This window comes from Chitiniphilus eburneus (assembly GCF_005048205.1).
GTDB classification, from domain to species: Bacteria; Pseudomonadota; Gammaproteobacteria; order Burkholderiales; family Chitinibacteraceae; genus Chitiniphilus; species Chitiniphilus eburneus.
Window position 1 is genome coordinate 1 of the sequence record NZ_SUMF01000035.1, and the last position, 17,342, is coordinate 17,342.

The 17,342-nt window shown below is 65.8% G+C and carries 16 protein-coding genes; 11 read left to right on the top strand and 5 right to left on the bottom strand.

Translation table 11 applies throughout. The annotated features are described in order from the left end of the window. Positions 1 to 664: 664 nt before the first annotated feature. On the top strand, positions 665 to 1,915 hold the full coding sequence (locus FAZ21_RS17800) for a DEAD/DEAH box helicase (RefSeq protein WP_136774780.1): 1,251 nt from the start codon (positions 665 to 667) through the stop codon (positions 1,913 to 1,915). Between the two features lie 134 nt (positions 1,916 to 2,049). On the opposite strand, the gene FAZ21_RS17805 is transcribed toward FAZ21_RS17800, so the two are convergent. Further along, the gene (locus tag FAZ21_RS17805) at positions 2,050 to 3,219 is read right to left on the bottom strand and encodes a benzoate/H(+) symporter BenE family transporter (RefSeq protein ID WP_136774781.1); all 1,170 of its coding nucleotides are present in this window, start codon (positions 3,217 to 3,219) and stop codon (positions 2,050 to 2,052) included. 153 nt (positions 3,220 to 3,372) lie between these two features. Here FAZ21_RS17805 and FAZ21_RS17810 point away from each other — a divergent pair, with 153 nt between their 5' ends. Beyond that, positions 3,373 to 5,214: a bifunctional metallophosphatase/5'-nucleotidase gene (locus FAZ21_RS17810; RefSeq protein ID WP_136774782.1), complete on the top strand. Its 1,842-nt coding sequence runs from the start codon at positions 3,373 to 3,375 to the stop codon at positions 5,212 to 5,214. On the opposite strand, the gene eptB is transcribed toward FAZ21_RS17810, so the two are convergent. Further along, on the bottom strand, positions 5,181 to 6,926 hold the full coding sequence (eptB, locus tag FAZ21_RS17815) for a kdo(2)-lipid A phosphoethanolamine 7''-transferase (RefSeq protein WP_136774783.1): 1,746 nt from the start codon (positions 6,924 to 6,926) through the stop codon (positions 5,181 to 5,183). The genes FAZ21_RS17810 and eptB overlap by 34 nt on opposite strands. Positions 6,927 to 7,329: 403 nt before the next feature. Between eptB and FAZ21_RS17820 the strand changes: the two genes are divergently transcribed. The 8 genes from FAZ21_RS17820 to FAZ21_RS17855 all read left to right on the top strand — a co-directional run bounded on the left by FAZ21_RS17820 (position 7,330) and on the right by FAZ21_RS17855 (position 14,595). Next, on the top strand, positions 7,330 to 8,226 hold the full coding sequence (locus FAZ21_RS17820) for a DMT family transporter (protein ID WP_136774784.1): 897 nt from the start codon (positions 7,330 to 7,332) through the stop codon (positions 8,224 to 8,226). Positions 8,227 to 8,438: 212 nt separating this feature from the next. Beyond that, positions 8,439 to 9,218: a transporter substrate-binding domain-containing protein gene (locus FAZ21_RS17825; RefSeq protein ID WP_136774785.1), complete on the top strand. Its 780-nt coding sequence runs from the start codon at positions 8,439 to 8,441 to the stop codon at positions 9,216 to 9,218. 244 nt (positions 9,219 to 9,462) lie between these two features. Next, positions 9,463 to 10,125, top strand: coding sequence for an amino acid ABC transporter permease (locus FAZ21_RS17830; protein WP_136774786.1), 663 nt, complete (start codon positions 9,463 to 9,465; stop codon positions 10,123 to 10,125). A 332-nt stretch (positions 10,126 to 10,457) separates the two neighbouring features. Next, a complete protein-coding gene (locus FAZ21_RS17835; RefSeq protein ID WP_136774787.1) occupies positions 10,458 to 11,615 on the top strand; it encodes a MalY/PatB family protein in 1,158 nt (385 codons plus the stop codon). 100 nt (positions 11,616 to 11,715) lie between these two features. Beyond that, complete coding sequence (locus FAZ21_RS21140; RefSeq protein WP_136774788.1) at positions 11,716 to 12,303, top strand: sugar O-acetyltransferase; 588 nt, start codon at positions 11,716 to 11,718, stop codon at positions 12,301 to 12,303. 401 nt (positions 12,304 to 12,704) lie between these two features. Then, positions 12,705 to 13,190, top strand: coding sequence for a 5-(carboxyamino)imidazole ribonucleotide mutase (gene purE, locus FAZ21_RS17845; protein WP_136774789.1), 486 nt, complete (start codon positions 12,705 to 12,707; stop codon positions 13,188 to 13,190). Beyond that, positions 13,187 to 13,465 carry a hypothetical protein gene (locus FAZ21_RS17850; RefSeq protein ID WP_136774790.1) on the top strand — a complete coding sequence of 93 codons (279 nt, stop codon included), beginning with the start codon at positions 13,187 to 13,189 and terminating at the stop codon, positions 13,463 to 13,465. Before purE ends, FAZ21_RS17850 begins: the two co-directional genes overlap by 4 nt. After that, positions 13,462 to 14,595 (top strand): 5-(carboxyamino)imidazole ribonucleotide synthase, encoded by a 1,134-nt coding sequence (locus FAZ21_RS17855; protein ID WP_136774791.1) that lies wholly within the window; start codon positions 13,462 to 13,464, stop codon positions 14,593 to 14,595. Before FAZ21_RS17850 ends, FAZ21_RS17855 begins: the two co-directional genes overlap by 4 nt. Before the next feature lie 80 nt (positions 14,596 to 14,675). On the opposite strand, the gene grxD is transcribed toward FAZ21_RS17855, so the two are convergent. The 3 genes from grxD to FAZ21_RS17870 all read right to left on the bottom strand — a co-directional run bounded on the left by grxD (position 14,676) and on the right by FAZ21_RS17870 (position 16,499). Further along, positions 14,676 to 14,996, bottom strand: coding sequence for a Grx4 family monothiol glutaredoxin (grxD, locus tag FAZ21_RS17860; protein WP_136774792.1), 321 nt, complete (start codon positions 14,994 to 14,996; stop codon positions 14,676 to 14,678). Between the two features lie 96 nt (positions 14,997 to 15,092). Continuing rightward, complete coding sequence (gene prmC / locus FAZ21_RS17865) at positions 15,093 to 15,905, bottom strand: peptide chain release factor N(5)-glutamine methyltransferase (RefSeq protein WP_136774793.1); 813 nt, start codon at positions 15,903 to 15,905, stop codon at positions 15,093 to 15,095. Positions 15,906 to 16,199: 294 nt separating this feature from the next. Then, positions 16,200 to 16,499 (bottom strand): hypothetical protein, encoded by a 300-nt coding sequence (locus FAZ21_RS17870; RefSeq protein ID WP_136774794.1) that lies wholly within the window; start codon positions 16,497 to 16,499, stop codon positions 16,200 to 16,202. Between the two features lie 564 nt (positions 16,500 to 17,063). On the opposite strand from FAZ21_RS17870, the gene FAZ21_RS17875 reads away from it, so the two are divergent. Further along, on the top strand, positions 17,064 to 17,255 hold the full coding sequence (locus FAZ21_RS17875; protein WP_136774795.1) for a hypothetical protein: 192 nt from the start codon (positions 17,064 to 17,066) through the stop codon (positions 17,253 to 17,255). The last annotated feature ends 87 nt before the right edge of the window (positions 17,256 to 17,342 follow it).

A 17,342-nucleotide genomic window follows, 5' to 3' on the forward strand; every position in this document is an offset into this window, starting at 1 on the left:
GCCCTTAGCGGCCGGGCGGGCCGGTTCATTTCTTTTGCGTGGCCAAAAGAAACGAACCAAAGAAAAGGCCACCCGCGCTTTGCGCCCCTCCGGGGTGCCCTCGGTCGGTCGGGAGCCTAGGGTCTCCCTCCACTTCCTCGGCGCCTGCGTAACGGGGGGAAAAGCCGTTGAATGCCAGGGGAAGTGAAGAGGCAGAAGTCCGGCCTTTGTTTTCTTGGGTGACAAATTCGCCAAATTTCACCCACAGGCACAGGCACGCGCCCCCCCTTCCCTTCAAGGGGAGGGGCCGGGGGTGAGGATGGGCTGCCCGGGGCCCCTCAGCAGCGCCGAGTAGAGGACAAGCGGGGCGGGGTTTCGGCGAGGACTGTCTGAGGGCGCTTGCGCCCGAGTTTCGCAGCCGCCGACCCGATTGTCCGGCGCGAGGGTACCCGTAGGGCGCGTATGCGGGGTGGCCTTTTCTTTGGTTCGTTTCTTTTGGCCACGCAAAAGAAATGAACCCGCCCGCACGGCGGTAGAGGGCGTCAAGCATCCGCGCCGCAGGCGCCAGGCGGTAAAAAGCCTTTGCAGTTGCGGTTGCAGTTGCAGTCGCAAGGTGCCCACCAGCACATCCCCCTCCCCTCGCCAGGAGTAAACTGGCACCCCACGCCGCCATTCCCCCGCCCCCATGCCCTTCACCGCCCTCGGCCTGATCCCCGAACTCGTCCGCGCCGCGCAGCAACAACAATTCCACACCCCCACCCCGATCCAGGCGGCGGCGATTCCTGCCATCCTGCAAGGACGCGACGTGCTGCTACGGGCACGTACCGGGTCGGGCAAGACGGCGGCGTTCGGCCTGCCGCTGCTGCAACGGGTACACGCCGCGCGGGATGACGGGCCGCGACGGCTACGCGGGCTGGTGCTGGCGCCGACGCGTGAACTGGCGATGCAGATCGGCACCACGCTGACGGCGCTGGCGGCACCCTTGCCCCGGCCACTCAAGATCATGACGGTATACGGCGGGGTCTCGATCAACCCGCAGATGATGGCGCTGCGCGGTGGCGCCGACATCGTGGTCGCCACACCGGGCCGGCTGCTGGACCTGCTCGACCGCAACGCACTACGCGCCGACGAGGTAGCGACCGTGGTGCTGGACGAAGCCGACCGCCTGCTGGACCTGGGCTTCGCCGACGAGCTGGCCGACATCCTGGCGCAACTACCGGCAACACGACAGACGCTGCTGTGCTCCGCCACCTTTCCCACCCAGGTGGACAAGCTGGCCGCCAGCCTGCTGCACGAACCGTGCCGCGTCGCGCCGGACGACGCCCCCGAAACCGTGGCGGCAATCGCACAGCGCGCCATCTCGGTGGATACCGCACGCCGCGCCGCGCTGCTAGTGCACCTGTTGCGCGAAGCGGGCTGGGCGCAGGCGCTGGTGTTCGTCGCCACCCAGCACACCACCGAGCACCTAGCCGCCAAGCTGGCACAGGCCGGCATCGCGGCGGCGGCGTTCCACGGCGATCTCGGCCAGGGACGGCGCATCCAGGTGCTGTCCGACTTCAAAGCCGGGCGGTTGCCGGTGGTCATCTGCACCGACGTGGCAGCACGCGGCATCGACATCGCCCAACTGCCCGCCGTGGTGAACTACGACCTGCCACGTTCGGCCGCCGACTACGTGCACCGGATCGGCCGCACCGGCCGTGCCGGCGAGTGCGGCGTAGCCGTCAGCTTCGTCGCACCCGGCCACGAAGCGCACTGGCAGTTGATCGAGAAACGCCAGGGCAAGCGCGTACCGCGCGACATCGTTCCCGGCTTCGAACCCAGGGAAACCGCCCCCACCGAACCCGGCCCCGGCGGCATCAAAGGCCGGCGCAAGAGCAAGAAGGACAAACTGCGCGAAGCGGCCGCAGCTGCTGCGGGGGAGAACCCCAAATCTTGAACCACTGAGAACACGAAGTTACACAGAGAACCCCAAAGAGAGTTGAGTGTTCGGGGATACGGTTTTCTCAGTGCCCCTCTGTGTTCTCCGTGTCCTCTATGGTTCGAGATTTGGGGTTACATCCAGGTTCAGGGCTACTTCACCCGCCGCCACCCCAGCACCGCGAACGCCAGCGCCCCCGCCACCAGGCCCCAGAATGCCGAGCCGATGCCGAACAGCGTCACGCCCGAGGCGGTGACCAGGAAGGTGATCAGCGCCGGCTCGCGTTGTGCATCGTCCTTCACCGCGGCGGCCAGCCCGTTGCCGATGGTATTGATCAGCGCCAGCCCGGCCAGCGCCAGCACCAGCTCCTTGGGAAAAGCCGCGAACAGCGCCGCCACGGTGGCGCCGAACAGGCCGACGATCAGGTAGAACACCCCTGCTGCGATGGCGGCGGTGTAGCGCTTGGCTGGGTCCTCGTGCGCTTCGGGGCCCATGCAGATCGCGGCGGTGATGGCCGCCAGATTGAGCGCGAACGCACCGAACGGCGCCAGCAGCGTCGCCACCACGCCGGTAGTGGCAATGATGGGCGAAATCGGTGGGTGGTAGCCGGATGCTTTCAGCACCGCCACACCCGGCACGTTCTGCGAGGCCATCGTCACCAGGAACAGCGGCAGCGCCACACTCAGCACCGCCTGCCACGACAGCGCCGGCATGGTGAACACCGGCACGGCCAGTTGCCAGCGCACGTCACCCAGGTGCAACTGGCCCTGCGCGGCCGCCACCGCCACACCGACCAGCAACACCGCCACGATGGCGTAGCGCGGCCAGAGCCTGCGCAGCAGCAGGTAGGTGGCGAGCATGGCGCCGACCAGCGCCAGTTGCGTGCCCAGGCTGGCGAACGCCGCCATGCCGAAGCGCAGCAACACACCCGCCAGCATCGCCGAGGCGATCGCCACCGGGATGCGCGCCATCGCCCGCTCGAACCAGCCACTGGCGCCGGCGATGGCGATCAGCACGCCGCACAGGATGAACGCGCCGATCGCCTCGGGCATCGACACGCCCGCCACGCTGGTCACCAGCATCGCCGCGCCGGGCGTGGACCACGCCGTCACCACCGGCACCCGGTAACGCAGCGACAGCCCGATGCAGGTGACGCCCATCGCCAGCCCCAGTGCCCACATCCACGACGCAATCTGCGCGGGTGACGCCCCCAGCGCCTGCGCCGCCTGGAACACGATCACCGCCGAGCTGGTAAAGCCCACCAGCACGGTGACGAAACCGGCCACCACGGCCGATAGCGAGAAATCATTGATGCGGCGCATGGGGCGGCCTTCCACGGAGGTGATGGCGCATTGTGGCAAGAGCGCTACGCTTCAACCTAGTTACAGCATCCCGCTACGGAGGCCGATACACCGCGTCATCGCGGCGTCACCGGCGGCGTCGAAGCTGACCATCCCAACCGCCGGAATCCCGCCATGATCCCTCGCTGGACCCGCACCCTGGCCATCCTGTCGCTGCTCGCTGGCTGCGCCACGCCGCAGCCGGCACCGTACCGGCTGACCATCGCGCATCTGAACGACGTGCACTCGCACCTCGACGCGGAGCCGATCACGCTGCCGCTGCGCGATGCCGACGGCACGCGGCGACCGGTGTCGCTCAGCCACGGCGGCTTTGCCCGCGCCGCCAGTGCCATCGCGGCGATCCGCGCGGCAGAGCCCAACGTGCTGGCACTGCACGCCGGCGATGCGCTCACCGGCGACCTCTACTTCAACCTGAACGATGGACGCGCCGACGCCGCGCTGATGAACACCGTGTGCTTCGACGCAATGACGCTGGGCAATCATGAGTTCGACCATGGCGATGGCGGGCTGAAGCGCTTTCTCGATGCACTGGGCGAAGGCCCGTGCCATACACCGGTACTCAGCGCCAATGTGCGCTTCGGCCCCGACTCGCCGCTGAACCCGACCACCGCGCCCGGGGCAGTGCAACCGGCGACGGTGCTGACGCGCGGCGGCCAGCGCATCGGCGTGATCGGCCTGACCGTGGCCGACAAGACGCAACACGCCTCCCGCCCCGACCCCGGCACCACCTTCGCCGACGAAGCCACCAGCGCCCAGACACAGATCGACCGGTTGCGCGCGCAGGGCGTGGACAAAATCGTGCTGCTCAGCCACCTGGGCTACGAACGCGAACAGGCGCTGGCCACCGCGCTGGATGGCGTGGATGTGATCGTTGGCGGCGATTCGCACACCCTGCTCGGCCCGGCCACCCTGGCCGACCGTGCTCTGACCCCGGCCGGCCCTTACCCCACCGTGGCCCACGACTCACACGGCCGTACGGTGTGCGTGGTCCAGGCGTGGCAATACGCCTACGCGGTTGGCGAACTGACGGTGGATTTCGACGCCGCCGGCAATGTGCTGCGCTGCGGCGGCCAGCCGTGGCTGCTGCTGGGCGACGACCCGCATCGCAACGGGCAGCCGGTGAGCGATGCCGACCGGGCCGCGATCCTGGCCGATCTCGCTGCCAGCGGCGCCTTGCGCGTGATCGCGCCCGACGCGCGTACCGAAGCGGTGCTGGCGCCGTACCGCACCGCGCGCGAGGCCTTCGGCGCCAAGGTGGTGGCGCGTGCGGCGGAAGACCTGTGCCTGCGCCGCGTCCCCGGCACGCGACTCGATCCGTCGCGCTCCACGTTGGGCGATGCCTGCGACCGACTGCCGCGCGTGATCGCGCATGGTGGCGATGTGCAGCAACGCGTGGCCGATGCCTTCCTGCGCCAGGGCCGCCGCTTCGGCGGCGCCGACATCGCGCTGGTCAACGGCGGCGGGGTGCGGGTGGATCTGCCGCAAGGCGAGATACGGGTACGCGACGTGTACGCGTTGCTGCCGTTCAGGAATACGCTGGTGCGTCTGACCCTGAGCGGTGCCGAAATCAAGGCCACGCTGGAGGACGCACTCGCCCCCGTGCTCGACCCCGCCATACGCAGCAGCGGCGGTTACCCTTACGCCGCCGGCCTGCGGTGGCACGTCGATCTGAACCAGCCCCGGGGCGCGCGCTTTGCACGGCTGGAGATCGAACGCGAAGGCCAGTGGCAACCACTCGATCCCGCCGCGCAGTACCAACTGATCGTCTCCGACTTCCTGGCGGACGGCGGCGACCGCTACGCCACACTGGCGACGATACGTGGCGCGCGGCGGATCGATATCGGGCTGGACTACGCCGAAGCCTTCCTCGCCTACCTGCAGGCACTACCCGATGCCATGCTCACGCCGCCGGACGACGGCGACTACAGCACGTGGGGGGTCGTCGATCTGCGCTGAGCCGCGTGGACGGTATCTTTCGGCGCGCACCAGTTGTTGCGGGCGTCGATGCCGCCGTCCGGCGAGGTGTAGCCCAGGCAGCCCAGGATCGAATCGAACAGGTCGGTATGCTGCTGCGGCGTGCCGGCACGTGCCAGGGTGCGCATCCGCTCGAACGCATCGGCATTGTGCTTGTCGCTGAGGAAACGCTCGGACCCCCACACCAGCAGCGGCACGCGAAACTGCTCGGGCGGCGCCACTTCGCGCGGGGTGCCGTGCAGGTGGGTATCGTCGCTGATCGATTCACCGTGGTCGGACGCGTAGAACACCAGCGCCCGCTTGTCGCGTAGCTGGTCGAGCACCTGCTTGATGAAGTGGTCGGTGTAGAGGATCGAGTTATCGAAGGCGTTGATCAGCGCCTGGATGTCGCAGCGACCATCGCTGGCAGCGCATTCGGGCTGGTAGCGGGCAAACTGACGCGGATAACGCTGCGAGTACTGGTGGTGCGAGCCCTTGGTATGCAGGATCACCAAGTGCTGGCCTTGCGGATGGCGCGCCAGCGAGCCCTTCAGTTCGTCGATCAGCAGCATGTCATCCACCGCCCGGCCCTGGTTCTTCTCGGCCGAGGCGATCATCTCGCGGAAGGCGAAGTCGTCCACGTCGGTCTTGTTGTAGAACCACAGTTCGCTTTGCATGGCGAACAGTTCGCCGCTGAAACCCAGATCATGCAGCACTGCGAACACATTTCGCTCGGTGACCGTGCGCTGCGCGTTGTCCTTCGCTCCGCCTTCGCGCACAAACATGCAGCGTAGCGACAACTTGGTGGCGGTATCGCACGAGGTGCCGGCGAATGCCACCAGGTTGGGTTCACGCGCCAATAGCGGCGTGGTGTCGCGCACATAGCCCAGCAGACCCAGATGATCCCAGCGCGCGGTTTCGCCAACGATGAACACCACGTAGGTCTCTTCGATACCCTGTGGCGCTACGTAGGTGAACGCCTCGACCGGATCGAACAGCGCCCGCGCGTCGCGTCGTTCGTCCAGCGCCGCATAGGCATACAGGCCCAGCGCCGCCAGCCAGTTGGCCGGCAGGTAGGAATGCGCCACCACGCCACCGTAGCTGGGCGTATCCCGGTTGAGGACGGCATCCTGGGCGCGCTGCCCCTGGTGCACCCAGCGCACCGGCAGCCATACCAGCAGCGCCGCCAGCAACAGGATCGTCAACGCGCGCACTCCCTGTCGTGGGCAACGCAGTTGCGCCGACAGCAAGGCGCCTGGCCGGGCGCGCCATAGCCACCACAGCGGGCCGGCACTGAGCAGCACGATCCAGCCGACGAAGCGTAGGCCGACCACCTCGCGCGACAGGTCGAAATCCGTGGTCAGCACCGACGCCACGATGCCGTAGCCGATCACCACGTTGAAGCAAGTCATGTAGTAGCTGGCAGCCACGCAGACCAGCACCAGCAACGAGGCCAGCACGCGATGGCAAAAGCTGCCGGCCAGCGAGAGCAGCCGCAGCACGACGAAGTTGAGCAGCACCACCGCGATCACTTCGATGGCCCCCACCAGCACGGCCGGTGTCTGCATGCCCGACAGGTCCTGATCGAAACGCCGGTAGAACACCGCGCCATTGAGCAGCACGCCGATATACAGCGCCAGCCACCATGCCTGCCAGGATTGGGACAGCGCGCGCACGCGGCCGTCGGCACCGTTTCGCCAGGGGATTGAGTTCATGTTGTTCTGTTTTGTCCGGGCCGATGGCCCTGTGGTGGAACGGACCGCCACGCCTTGCAACCGCCCCTCCCCGAGGCACGCGGCAATCCGAATTCATCGCATCAAAGCAATTGTCGGCGCCGGGCGCCTTGCGCCATGTCAGCCGCGCATGCCGCCACGCAAAGCCCGCATGAACGACGCCCGCGCAGCCCGCATGCGTGCACGTCAAGGCGCCTTGACGCTACGCGCGGCACGCTGCTACGTTCCAGTCCATGACGCGCTGCAATATTCATATCGCCCTGAAAACCGCCGGCTGGCTGATTCGCCCGCCTCGGTAGCGCGTCCGTTCTCGTCGCCACCGTGGAATCCCAACCGCGGTGCATGCTTTCTGCTCCATCGCGGTTCGTCCCAAACAGGAACCGCCATGCCCGATTCGTCCGCTTCGACTTCCACCTTTCGCGTTGGCGTGGCACTCGCTGTGTTCGCCGCCATCGGTTTTGCCTCCAAGGCAATCTTCGTCAAGCTGGCCTACCGCTTTCAGGTGGACGCGATCACGCTGCTGACGCTGCGGCTGTTGCTGGCGCTGCCGTTCCTGGGGCTGATGCGCTTGTGGCGTCGGCAGCCGGCGCCCCCCTTGAGCTGGCAGGATCGGGGCTGGCTGGTGGCGCTGGGCCTGCTGGGCTATTACCTGTCCAGCCTGCTAGATTTCCTGGGGCTGGTAACGGTCAGCGCCAGCCTGGAACGGCTGATCCTGATGCTCTATCCCACCTTCACCGTGCTGCTGTCGACCTGGCTGCTCAAGCAACGGCTCACCGCGCGCATGGTGACCGCGCTGGCGATTACCTACGCCGGCATGTTCCTGGTGCTGGTGCCGGACCTGGCCAATGCCCGTGCGCAGTGGAGCGGCGTACTGCTGGTGTTCCTGTCCACCTTGTCCTATGCGCTGTACCTGACCTGGAGCCCGGCGGTGATCGCGCGGATCGGCGCGATGCGCTTCACCGAGCTGGCGCTGTCGATCTCGGCGCTGGCAATGGGCGCGCACTTCATCACGACGCGCCCGCTGACCGACCTGATCCAGCCCTGGCCGGTGCTGGGCTACGCGCTGGCAATCGCCATCATCGCCACCGTGCTGCCGATCTACGCGCTGGCCAACGCCATCGGCCGTATCGGCAGCAGCCGCGCCGCCATCATCGGCAGCCTGGGCCCGGTGCTGACCATCGTACTGAGCATGGGCGTGCTGGACGAACACCTGAGCGCACTGCAATGGCTGGGCGCGGCAGTGGTGATCACGGGAGTGTGGATTGTGGGGAAGCGGCGCTGAGATCAAACCCCACGTCTTGAACCACAGACAGCACGGAGATCAGCGAGGAAAACCGAGGCCGGTTTTCTCTGTGCAGCGCCATTGTTCTCACTGTCCTCAGTGATTCAAGGTTGAGAGTTCCTCCGTGCAAACCCGCACTGTTCGTATTCACCCACTTTTGTTAGGCTCGATTGGTTATTTCACATAAACCATACCAAACGTGAGGTTATTAGATGAAACGACTACTTGCCGCTGTGGCGCTGATCGCGCTGGGCACCCAGGCGCTGGCCGCCGATCTGCTGGATACCGTGAAGGCGCGCGGTTCGTTGAACGTGGCGCTGGAAGGCACTTACCCGCCGTTCAACTTCAAGGACAAGAAGGGTGAGCTGACCGGCTTCGAGGTGGAACTGTCCCGCGCACTGGCGCAGAAGTTGGGCGTGAAGGCACAGTTCACCACCGGCGAGTGGAGCGGGCTGCTGGCCGGGTTGCAGGCGGGCAAGTTCGATGTAGTGATCAACCAGGTGGGCGACAATGCCAAGCGGCGCGAGGTATTCGATTTCTCGATCCCATACACCTATTCCAGCGCGCAACTGATCGTCCGCCGCGATGAAAAGCGTGTGTTCAAATCACTGGAAGACCTGAAAGGCAAGAAGCTGGGCCTGGGACTGGGCACCAATTACGCCGAGTTCGCCAAATCGGTGTCGGGCATCGACGTCAAGACCTACCCCGGCGCGCCGGAATACCTGCAGGACCTGGCGCAAGGCCGGCTGGATGCGGCATTGAACGATAGCCTGATGATCCCGTTCGCGATCAAGCAATCCAGGCTGCCGGTAAAGGCCGGCGCGCCGGTGGGCGAGGTGGTGACTTCGGCGATCCCGTTCGCCAAGGGCAATCCCAAGTTCAAGGCCGCCATCGACCAGGCGCTGAAAACACTGATCGCCGACGGCAGCTTCAAGAAGCTGTCGCTGAAGTGGTTTGGTACGGATATCTCGAAGGCACCAACGGCACGCTGATTCGCAAGCCGGAAACCCCAGCTCTTTGAACCACAGTGGACAGTGAGAGCGCGGCGTTACGCCGAGAAAGACCTTCGGGGTCCGGTTTTCCCTGTGCCCCCTCTGTATCCTCAATGCGTCCTCACTATCCTCTGTGGTTCAAGGTGTAGAGGGTTCAGCGCAGCAACCACCAATTCGCCGTATGCTTGAAACCGGCCCCCGGGGCGTCCGCGCCTGGGGGTTTCTTGTTTCGCCGGAATCCGCCATGCAGACCTGGATCGATCTGTTTCACCTCGCCTGGCCCTTCTTGCTGAAGGGCGCGGGCTACACCCTGGCATTCGCCCTGGCCGCGATGGTGCTCGGGCTGGCGCTGGGCTTTCTCGTGGCGCTGCTGCGCGTGGCGCGGGTGCCGGTGCTGGGCCGGGTGGCGGCGCTGTACGTCAGCGCCACGCGCGGCACGCCGTTGCTGGTGCAGATTTTCGTCATCTACTACGGCCTGCCCAGCGTGGGCGTGGAGTTCTCGCCGACGACCGCCGGGGTATTGGCGTTGACGCTGAATGTGGCGGCGTATCTGTCCGAATCGATGCGCGGCGCCATCGATGGCGTCACCCAGGGCCAGTGGCACGCGGGTTATTCGCTGGGACTGACCTGGTGGCAGACCATGCGCCACGTGGTTGCGCCGCAGGCGCTGCGGCTGGCGGTACCCAGCTTGTCCAACAGCCTGATCAGCCTGATCAAGGATACCTCGCTGGTGTCGGTGATCACCGTCACCGAGCTGATGCTGGCGACCAAGGAAGTGATCGCGCAGACGTTCCAGCCGTTGCCGCTCTACCTCGCTGCCGCCGCGCTGTACTGGCTGATGAGCGCCGTGTTCGAGTGGGTGCAGCGCCATGTTGAAGACCGGTTGGCATTGGCGGATCGCCGGTGATTGACTGGTCAACAGCGAATGCGAACCCAAACTGTCACAAGCACCCGGCAAAGCCGGGTGCGAAACTCAACGGGTATGCGCGTATCACCGGCTCTTTTGATTGAATCCACTCCCCCGCCCTCGCCGCCGCGAGGGAGCCTCGCTACGCTCGTTCGTGGTGCGATCGAGGGGCAACACGTGCGAACCCAAACCGCGGCAGGCGCCCGGCAAAGCCGGGGGCGAAACTCAACGGGGATGCGCGCACCACCGGCTCTCTTGATTGAATCCCAGTCCCCAGCCCTCGCCATCATGAGCGAACCCCACCCCGGTTTTATGACTTTCCAGGAGTAACCATGCCCTACGACTTCACCCGTTCCGCTTCGCGCGAGGTAGCCGACAATATCAAGTGGAACCGTTACGCCGGGCGCGATGTGCTGGCGATGTGGGTAGCGGACATGGATTTCGCCAGCCCGCCCGAGGTGACCGCGGCGCTGGCCGCGCGGGTGGCCAGCGGCAGCTTCGGCTACAGCGAGCCAACGCGCGAGATGGTGGGTGCGGTGTTGGGCGCGGCGCAACGCGATTACGGTTGGCGGGTCGCACCGGAATGGCTGGTGCCGCTGCCGGGGCTGGTCACCGGGCTCAACGTCGCCTGCCGCGCCGTTGGCCAGCCGGGCGATGGGGTGCTGACCGCTACGCCGGTCTATCCGCCATTCATGTCCGCACCGCAGTATTCCGAACGTACGCTGGTCAAGGTGCCGCTCCTGGAGCCCGCCGGCATGCTGCCGTGGCGCTGGGATTTGCCGGCATTGGACGCAGCCGCCGCCAGCGCGCGCACGCTGTTGCTGTGCCATCCGCACAATCCGGTGGGCCGGGCGTGGGATCGCGCCGAGCTGGAAGCCATCGCCGACATCGCCGAAAAGCGCGATCTGGTAGTGGTCAGCGACGAAATCCACTGTGATCTGCTGCTGGAGCCAGGCGCACGGCACCTGCCGTTTGCCATGCTGTCGCCGGATGCTGCGAAACGCAGCATCACGCTGATGGCGGCATCCAAGACCTACAACGTCGCGGGCCTGGGCTGCGCCTTCGCCATCGTGCCGGACGCCGGCCTGCGCCACGCGTTCCAACGCGCGACGCGCGGCATCGTGCCGCATCCCAACCTGCTGGGGCTGACCGCCACCGCCGCCGCCTACGGCCAGGGCGCCGTGTGGCGCGCCGAACTGCTGGACATCCTGCGTGCCAATCGCAACGCCGTCACCGCCGCATTGAATGGCGTGGCCGGCTTGCGCGTGGCGCCGGCACAGGCCACCTACCTGGCGTGGATCGACTGTCGCGGCGCCGGGCTGGACCACCCGCAGGCGTTCTTCGAAACGGCGGGCGTCGGCCTGTCCGACGGCGCGGATTTCGGTGCACCGGGCTTCGTGCGGCTCAACTTCGGCTGCCCATCCAGCACGCTGGCCGAGGCACTGACGCGGATGCGCCGCGCGCTGGAAGCCCATTCCACGGCGACCTGACTGCGGCCGGCATTGCCCAGCTTGCCGCCCTGCATGGCTGGGCTGCCGGGAGACCGGCCCGCTACGCTAAGCTTGATGCATTCCCTTACGGAGCCGCGCCATGCGCGAAAACCTGGTCACCTACGGGTTCGACGAGATCTTCGACCCCGAAGCCCGCGAACACTACGAGCGCGAGCGCGCGCTACTGCTGCGCTACAACGACCCGACCATGAGCTGGGAGGCACGCAGCGCCATGCTGCCCGAGCTGGTGGCCCAATGCGGCGAGGGCACCAATGCCGCCGCGCCGCTGCATATCGGCCGGGGCGGCAACATCCGCCTGGGCAAAAAGGTGTTCATCAATGCCGGCTCGGTGCTCGACGGCGGCGCGCCAGTGACCATCGGCGACTACACACTGATCGCCCCCGGGGTGCAGATTCTGACGGTAACCCACCCGGTGGACCCTACCGCGCGCCAGCGCTGCGCCTTCCAGGCCGCACCGGTGACCATCGGCCAGAATGTGTGGATTGGCGCGGGCGTCATCATCTGTGCCGGCGTCACCATCGGCGACCATAGCGTGGTCGGCGCCGGCAGCATCGTCACCCGCGACATCCCGAGCTGCGTGCTGGCCGCCGGCAACCCGTGCCGGGTGATCCGCCAGCTCGATCCACCCGACATGGCTACGCTGTATGCGGAGCGGGAACGGCAGTAAATGCCCGGCATCCCCACAGCGCAGGGCCGTCCTCCGGACGGCCTTTTTTGCGCCCGTCTCCCGCGTGGGGTGAATGGGGCCAAGGCTGCCACACATGGCGCGAGGAAATCGCCCCGCCACCGAGCCCACCAGCACTTCCCCTGCGGGCTCACCCAAAAAAAGACGCCGGCAAGCGCCGGCGTTCTTAAACAGAGGATGGAATGGAAGCGCGCAAGAGCTTGCTTACAGTCTGGAGCCATCATGGATAAAATCGAAAGCATCAGTCAATGATGATATTCATCACGACAGGTGTTTCAAGCGCTGTCCGCAATTCCGGCAAAGCAACACCCCCTTGTCGGCAGTGGTTACGATCCATGGGCGCGTATGGGTACAATTGACACCTTTTTTCTGAGGGTCACGGCATGGTGCAAGTGGGCGTCGTCATGGGCAGCAACAGCGACTGGGAAGTCATGCGCCATGCAGCGGAACAACTGAAGGCATTCGGGGTGAGCTTCGAATGCAAGGTGGTCTCGGCGCATCGCACGCCGGACCTGCTGTTCGAATACGCCGAACAGGCGGCGGCGCGCGGGCTGAAGGCCATCATCGCCGGAGCCGGCGGCGCGGCCCACCTGCCGGGCATGCTCGCCGCCAAGACCACCGTGCCGGTGCTGGGCGTGCCGGTGCCATCCAAGTATCTGCGGGGCGAGGATTCGCTGCTGTCCATCGTACAGATGCCCAAGGGCATTCCAGTGGCCACCTTCGCCATCGGCGAGGCGGGCGCGGCCAATGCCGGGCTGTTCGCGGTGGCGATGCTGGCCGGCGGCAATGCGGAGTACAGCGCGCAACTGGCCGCGTTCCGCGAGCGCCAGAAGGACACCGTGCTGGCGATGACCCTGCCCGAGGTATGAGCCTGCTGGAGGATGCCGGCCGCTGGGAGCGCATCCGGCTCAGGGGCTGGCGTTACGCGATCTTCTGGCGCGGCACCCTGTTGTGGGGTTTCAGCTTCGCCATCCTGTTCGCGGCGCTGGAATCCATCACCGGTCGCCAGACCGACTATGTGGCCGCCGTGCTCGACATCCTGCCGTTCGGCATGATTGCCGGCACCGTCTATGGCCTTGCCCTGTGGGGCTATTGCCTGTTGCAATCCGTGAAACAGAACCACGCGAAGGAAGAAAAACAGTGAAGCCGATCCTGCCGCCGGCCATGCTCGGCATTCTCGGTGGCGGCCAGTTGGGGCGCATGTTCGCCACCGCCGCCAAGACCATGGGCTACCGTGTCACCGTGCTGGACCCGGACCCGCACGCGCCAGCGGCGGCTTTTGCCGATGTCCACCTGTGCCGCGCCTACACCGACGAGGCCGCGCTGCATACGCTGGCCAGCACCTGTGCCGCCATCACCACCGAATTCGAGAACGTCAACGCCGATTCGATGCGCTGGCTGGCCGAGCAGGGCGTGCCGGTATCGCCGTCGGGTGATTGCGTCGCCATCGCGCAGGATCGCATCGCCGAGAAGACCTTCATCCGCCAGGCCGGCCTGTCGACCGCGCCGTTCCTGGCGATCCGCACTGCGCGCGATCTGGAAACCGACCTCGCACCCTACCTGCCCGGCATCCTCAAGACCGCGCGCCTGGGTTACGACGGCAAGGGCCAGGTACGGGTGAAAACAATGGAAGAAGCGCGCTATGCGCTCTCCGAAATGAAGCACCAGCCCTGTGTGCTGGAAAAGATGCTACCGCTGGAAACCGAGGTATCGGTGATCGTCACGCGCAGTGCGCGCACCGAGGTGGTGAGCTTTCCGGTGGCGGAGAACCATCACGCCGACGGCATTCTCGACGTATCCATCGTCCCCGCGCGGGTGAAGCCCGAGATCGCTCAGCGTGCCCGCGCCATGGCGATGCAGCTTGCCGAGGCACTGGATTACATCGGCGTGCTGGCGGTGGAGTTCTTCGTGCTGGAAGGCGACGCGCTGGTCATCAACGAGATGGCGCCGCGACCGCACAATAGTGGCCACTACACGCTGGATGCCACGCTCACCAGCCAGTTCGAGCAGCAGGTCCGCGCCATGTGTGGCCTCTACCCCGGCCGTACTGATCTGCACAGCCCGGTGGTGATGGTGAACCTGCTGGGGGATGTGTGGGGCGAGGAAGGAGCGGAGCCCAATTGGGACATCCTGCTTACCGCGCCCAATGCCAAGCTGCATCTCTACGGCAAGACCGAAGCCCGCATGGGCCGCAAGATGGGCCACTTCAACGTACTGGCCGCGGATGTGGACAGCGCAATGGAACAGGCGAAGGCGATCCGGGATACGTTGTGAGCCACGCGGTGGGATAACGCCAGCAACGGCGGTGGCATGCGGCGTTGCACCGCATGCCTGGCGCCGCGTTTCCCACCCGCTTACTTGGTTGCGTCGATCTGCTTTTGCAGCTCGCCATTGGCATACAGCTCTTTCATGATGTCCGAGCCGCCAATGAACTCACCCTGGATGTAAAGCTGGGGAATCGTCGGCCAGTTGGCGTAGTCCTTGATGCCCTGGCGGATATCCTGGTCTTCCAGCACGTTCACGGTCACGAATTGCGCACCGCAATTCTTCAGCAATTGCACAGCGGCGGCGGAAAAACCGCACATGGGGAAGGACGCGGAGCCCTTCATGTACAGCACGACCGGGTTCGCGGTGACGGTATCGTGGATTTCCTGCTGGACGTTGCGTTCGCTCATTGCGGCAGTCTCGAAAAGTAGTCGATCAAATTAGTCGGGAATTGTAGCCGTTTGCATTTCGCCCGACAACCGACGGCTGGCGGGCGCGTGGCGCGGTCACGCCTGGGGAACGCGGCCGCCGCTGACGCGCTCGTTATCGCCCAGGTCGCGCCAGGTCTGCACCTCGCGCCAGCCTGCCGCGTCCAGCAAGGCGCGCGCCGCCGCGCCCTGATCGTAACCATGTTCAAACAGCAGCCAGCCCTCGGCATCCAGGTGGGCCGGGGCATCGGCGACGATGCGGCGGACATGGGCCAGGCCATCGCCACCATCGGTCAAGGCGTTGCGTGGTTCGAAGCGCAGGTCGCCACGAGACAGATGTACATCGCCGGCGTCGATATAGGGCGGGTTCGAGACAATCAGGTCGAAACGCTCGCCCGACAGCGCGCCGAACCAGTCCGACGCCAACAACCGCAGCCGCGCATCCAGTCGCAGCATGTTATTGCGCGCCACCGCCAGCGCTTCCAGGCTGATATCCACCGCGCTGATCGTCAGATCGGGCCGTTCCAGCTTGAGCGTGACGGGGATGCAACCGGAGCCCGTGCCCAGGTCCAGTACCCTGGCGCCCCGTGGCGCGTGCTTCAGTGCCAGCTCCACCAGCAGCTCCGTGTCGGGGCGAGGGATTAACACCGCTGGCGAGACGGCGAAATCCCGCCCATAGAACTCGCGCCAACCAATCAGATAGGCGACCGGCTCGCCGGCCCGGCGACGTGCCGCCAGCTTTTCGAACTGGTTCGCGGCGGCATCGGGCAATGGATCGCCGCCATGCGCTATCAGCCACGCGCGCGACACGCCAGCGGCGTGCTGGAGCAGTACCCGCGCATCGACAAGATCCAGGCCGCAGTGGGCCAGCAGTTGGTGCGCGGTGGGCATGGTGTTTCGCAAGGCCTTCTGGAAAACGGCGCCGCTCGGGCGGGGCATGAATTGTGTAAGGATTGGCGATGCCACGCAAGTGAGCCGCGCCCCACCGGATGATAACTTCGCTGCGCCGCAACGTATCGCACACCGCTCGGCCACCGAGCGGCCGCCCAATTGCCGTATATCACCCTATGGGCCGCAGCTTTGCAGCTGGCCAGGGCCGGCACCATCGTGCCATTGCCTGCACAAACCACCGGAAAGCAACGGCCGGCGTGTGTTTCGCTGCCGGTTCGCGGTGATGGGCATTCGCTAGGCCCTGAAATGGATGGCCCACCGTTTGTACGGGAAAACTTGCCGCTCGAACACACTGTGCTTGTGACGAACGAGGCCGACGGAAACAATTGCGGCATTCATCAGCCATTCATGAAACACTTCGTTTTGTTGCGTCGCATCGACGAATTTCTTAATAAATTCGTCAGCAAATCGCTGTAAGTCGAAGTGGTTCGTGATGGCCGGCAAGCCGATCAGGCCGCCGAGGGTTGTCTCCAGCGCGATGGGTACCAACAGTACCGACGCAGGAGCGCAAGCCCGGCGGCTTTCGTCGGACAAGGCGTGAAAGCGCCGTCAAAAAATAGAATGGCGACCAAAGTGTCGTTGACCGTGCCCGTGGCCCCGCCATGGGCATGAAGTCGGAGTGTGTGGATGGTTCAACCTGGACGGGCACCTGCCCGGACCAGCCCCTGCGCTGCGCGTTCGCGCCGTGGCGACCATCGCTGTCCATCGCTCCGCCCCTGCTTAACGTCCACGCCCAGATCGGGCGGGACCGACGATTGTCAGTGCCGTCCCTCGGCGGCATGGACATACCGCGCGCTTGTTTGCGCGACTCCAGGACCACCGGTCTGGTCGGCGAGGGCTGGCCCGGCAGGTCCGAATCCTTGTACCCCTCCCTTCGCGGAGGGGTTTTTTTTGCCTCTGCGGCCCTCTTCCCTCTTCTCCCCCTGCGCCTTCCCCGCCCTGAGCCGCATGTTGGGCTCCCGCCGCCAGCAACATGACAGCCTGCCTTAATTTTCCTTAATCACCCGTTGATGCGGCGACAAGGCGGCGGCCCCCAGAATCCGCTTCACCGATCGGCGATGACCGACCCGGAGACAACCTCTCAAAGGAACGAAACAGATGAACACCCTGAACAAGCTCGCCGTTGCCGCCATGATCGCCACCCTGGGCGCTTCCGCTTTCGCCGCTGATGCCGCCAAGGCCCCGGCTGCCAAGGCCCCCGCCGCCAAAGAAGCTTCGGCACCCGCCAAGCACAAGGCCAAGCACAGCAAGGCTCCGGCCAAGCAAGAAGAAGCCAAGAAGGCTTCGTAAGCTGCACGAAGTCCGTGGCCGGCGCCCACGTGGCGACGGCCACCCGCTCACCGGGCGTTCCCCTGCACCCGGTGAGCGTTTTTTATT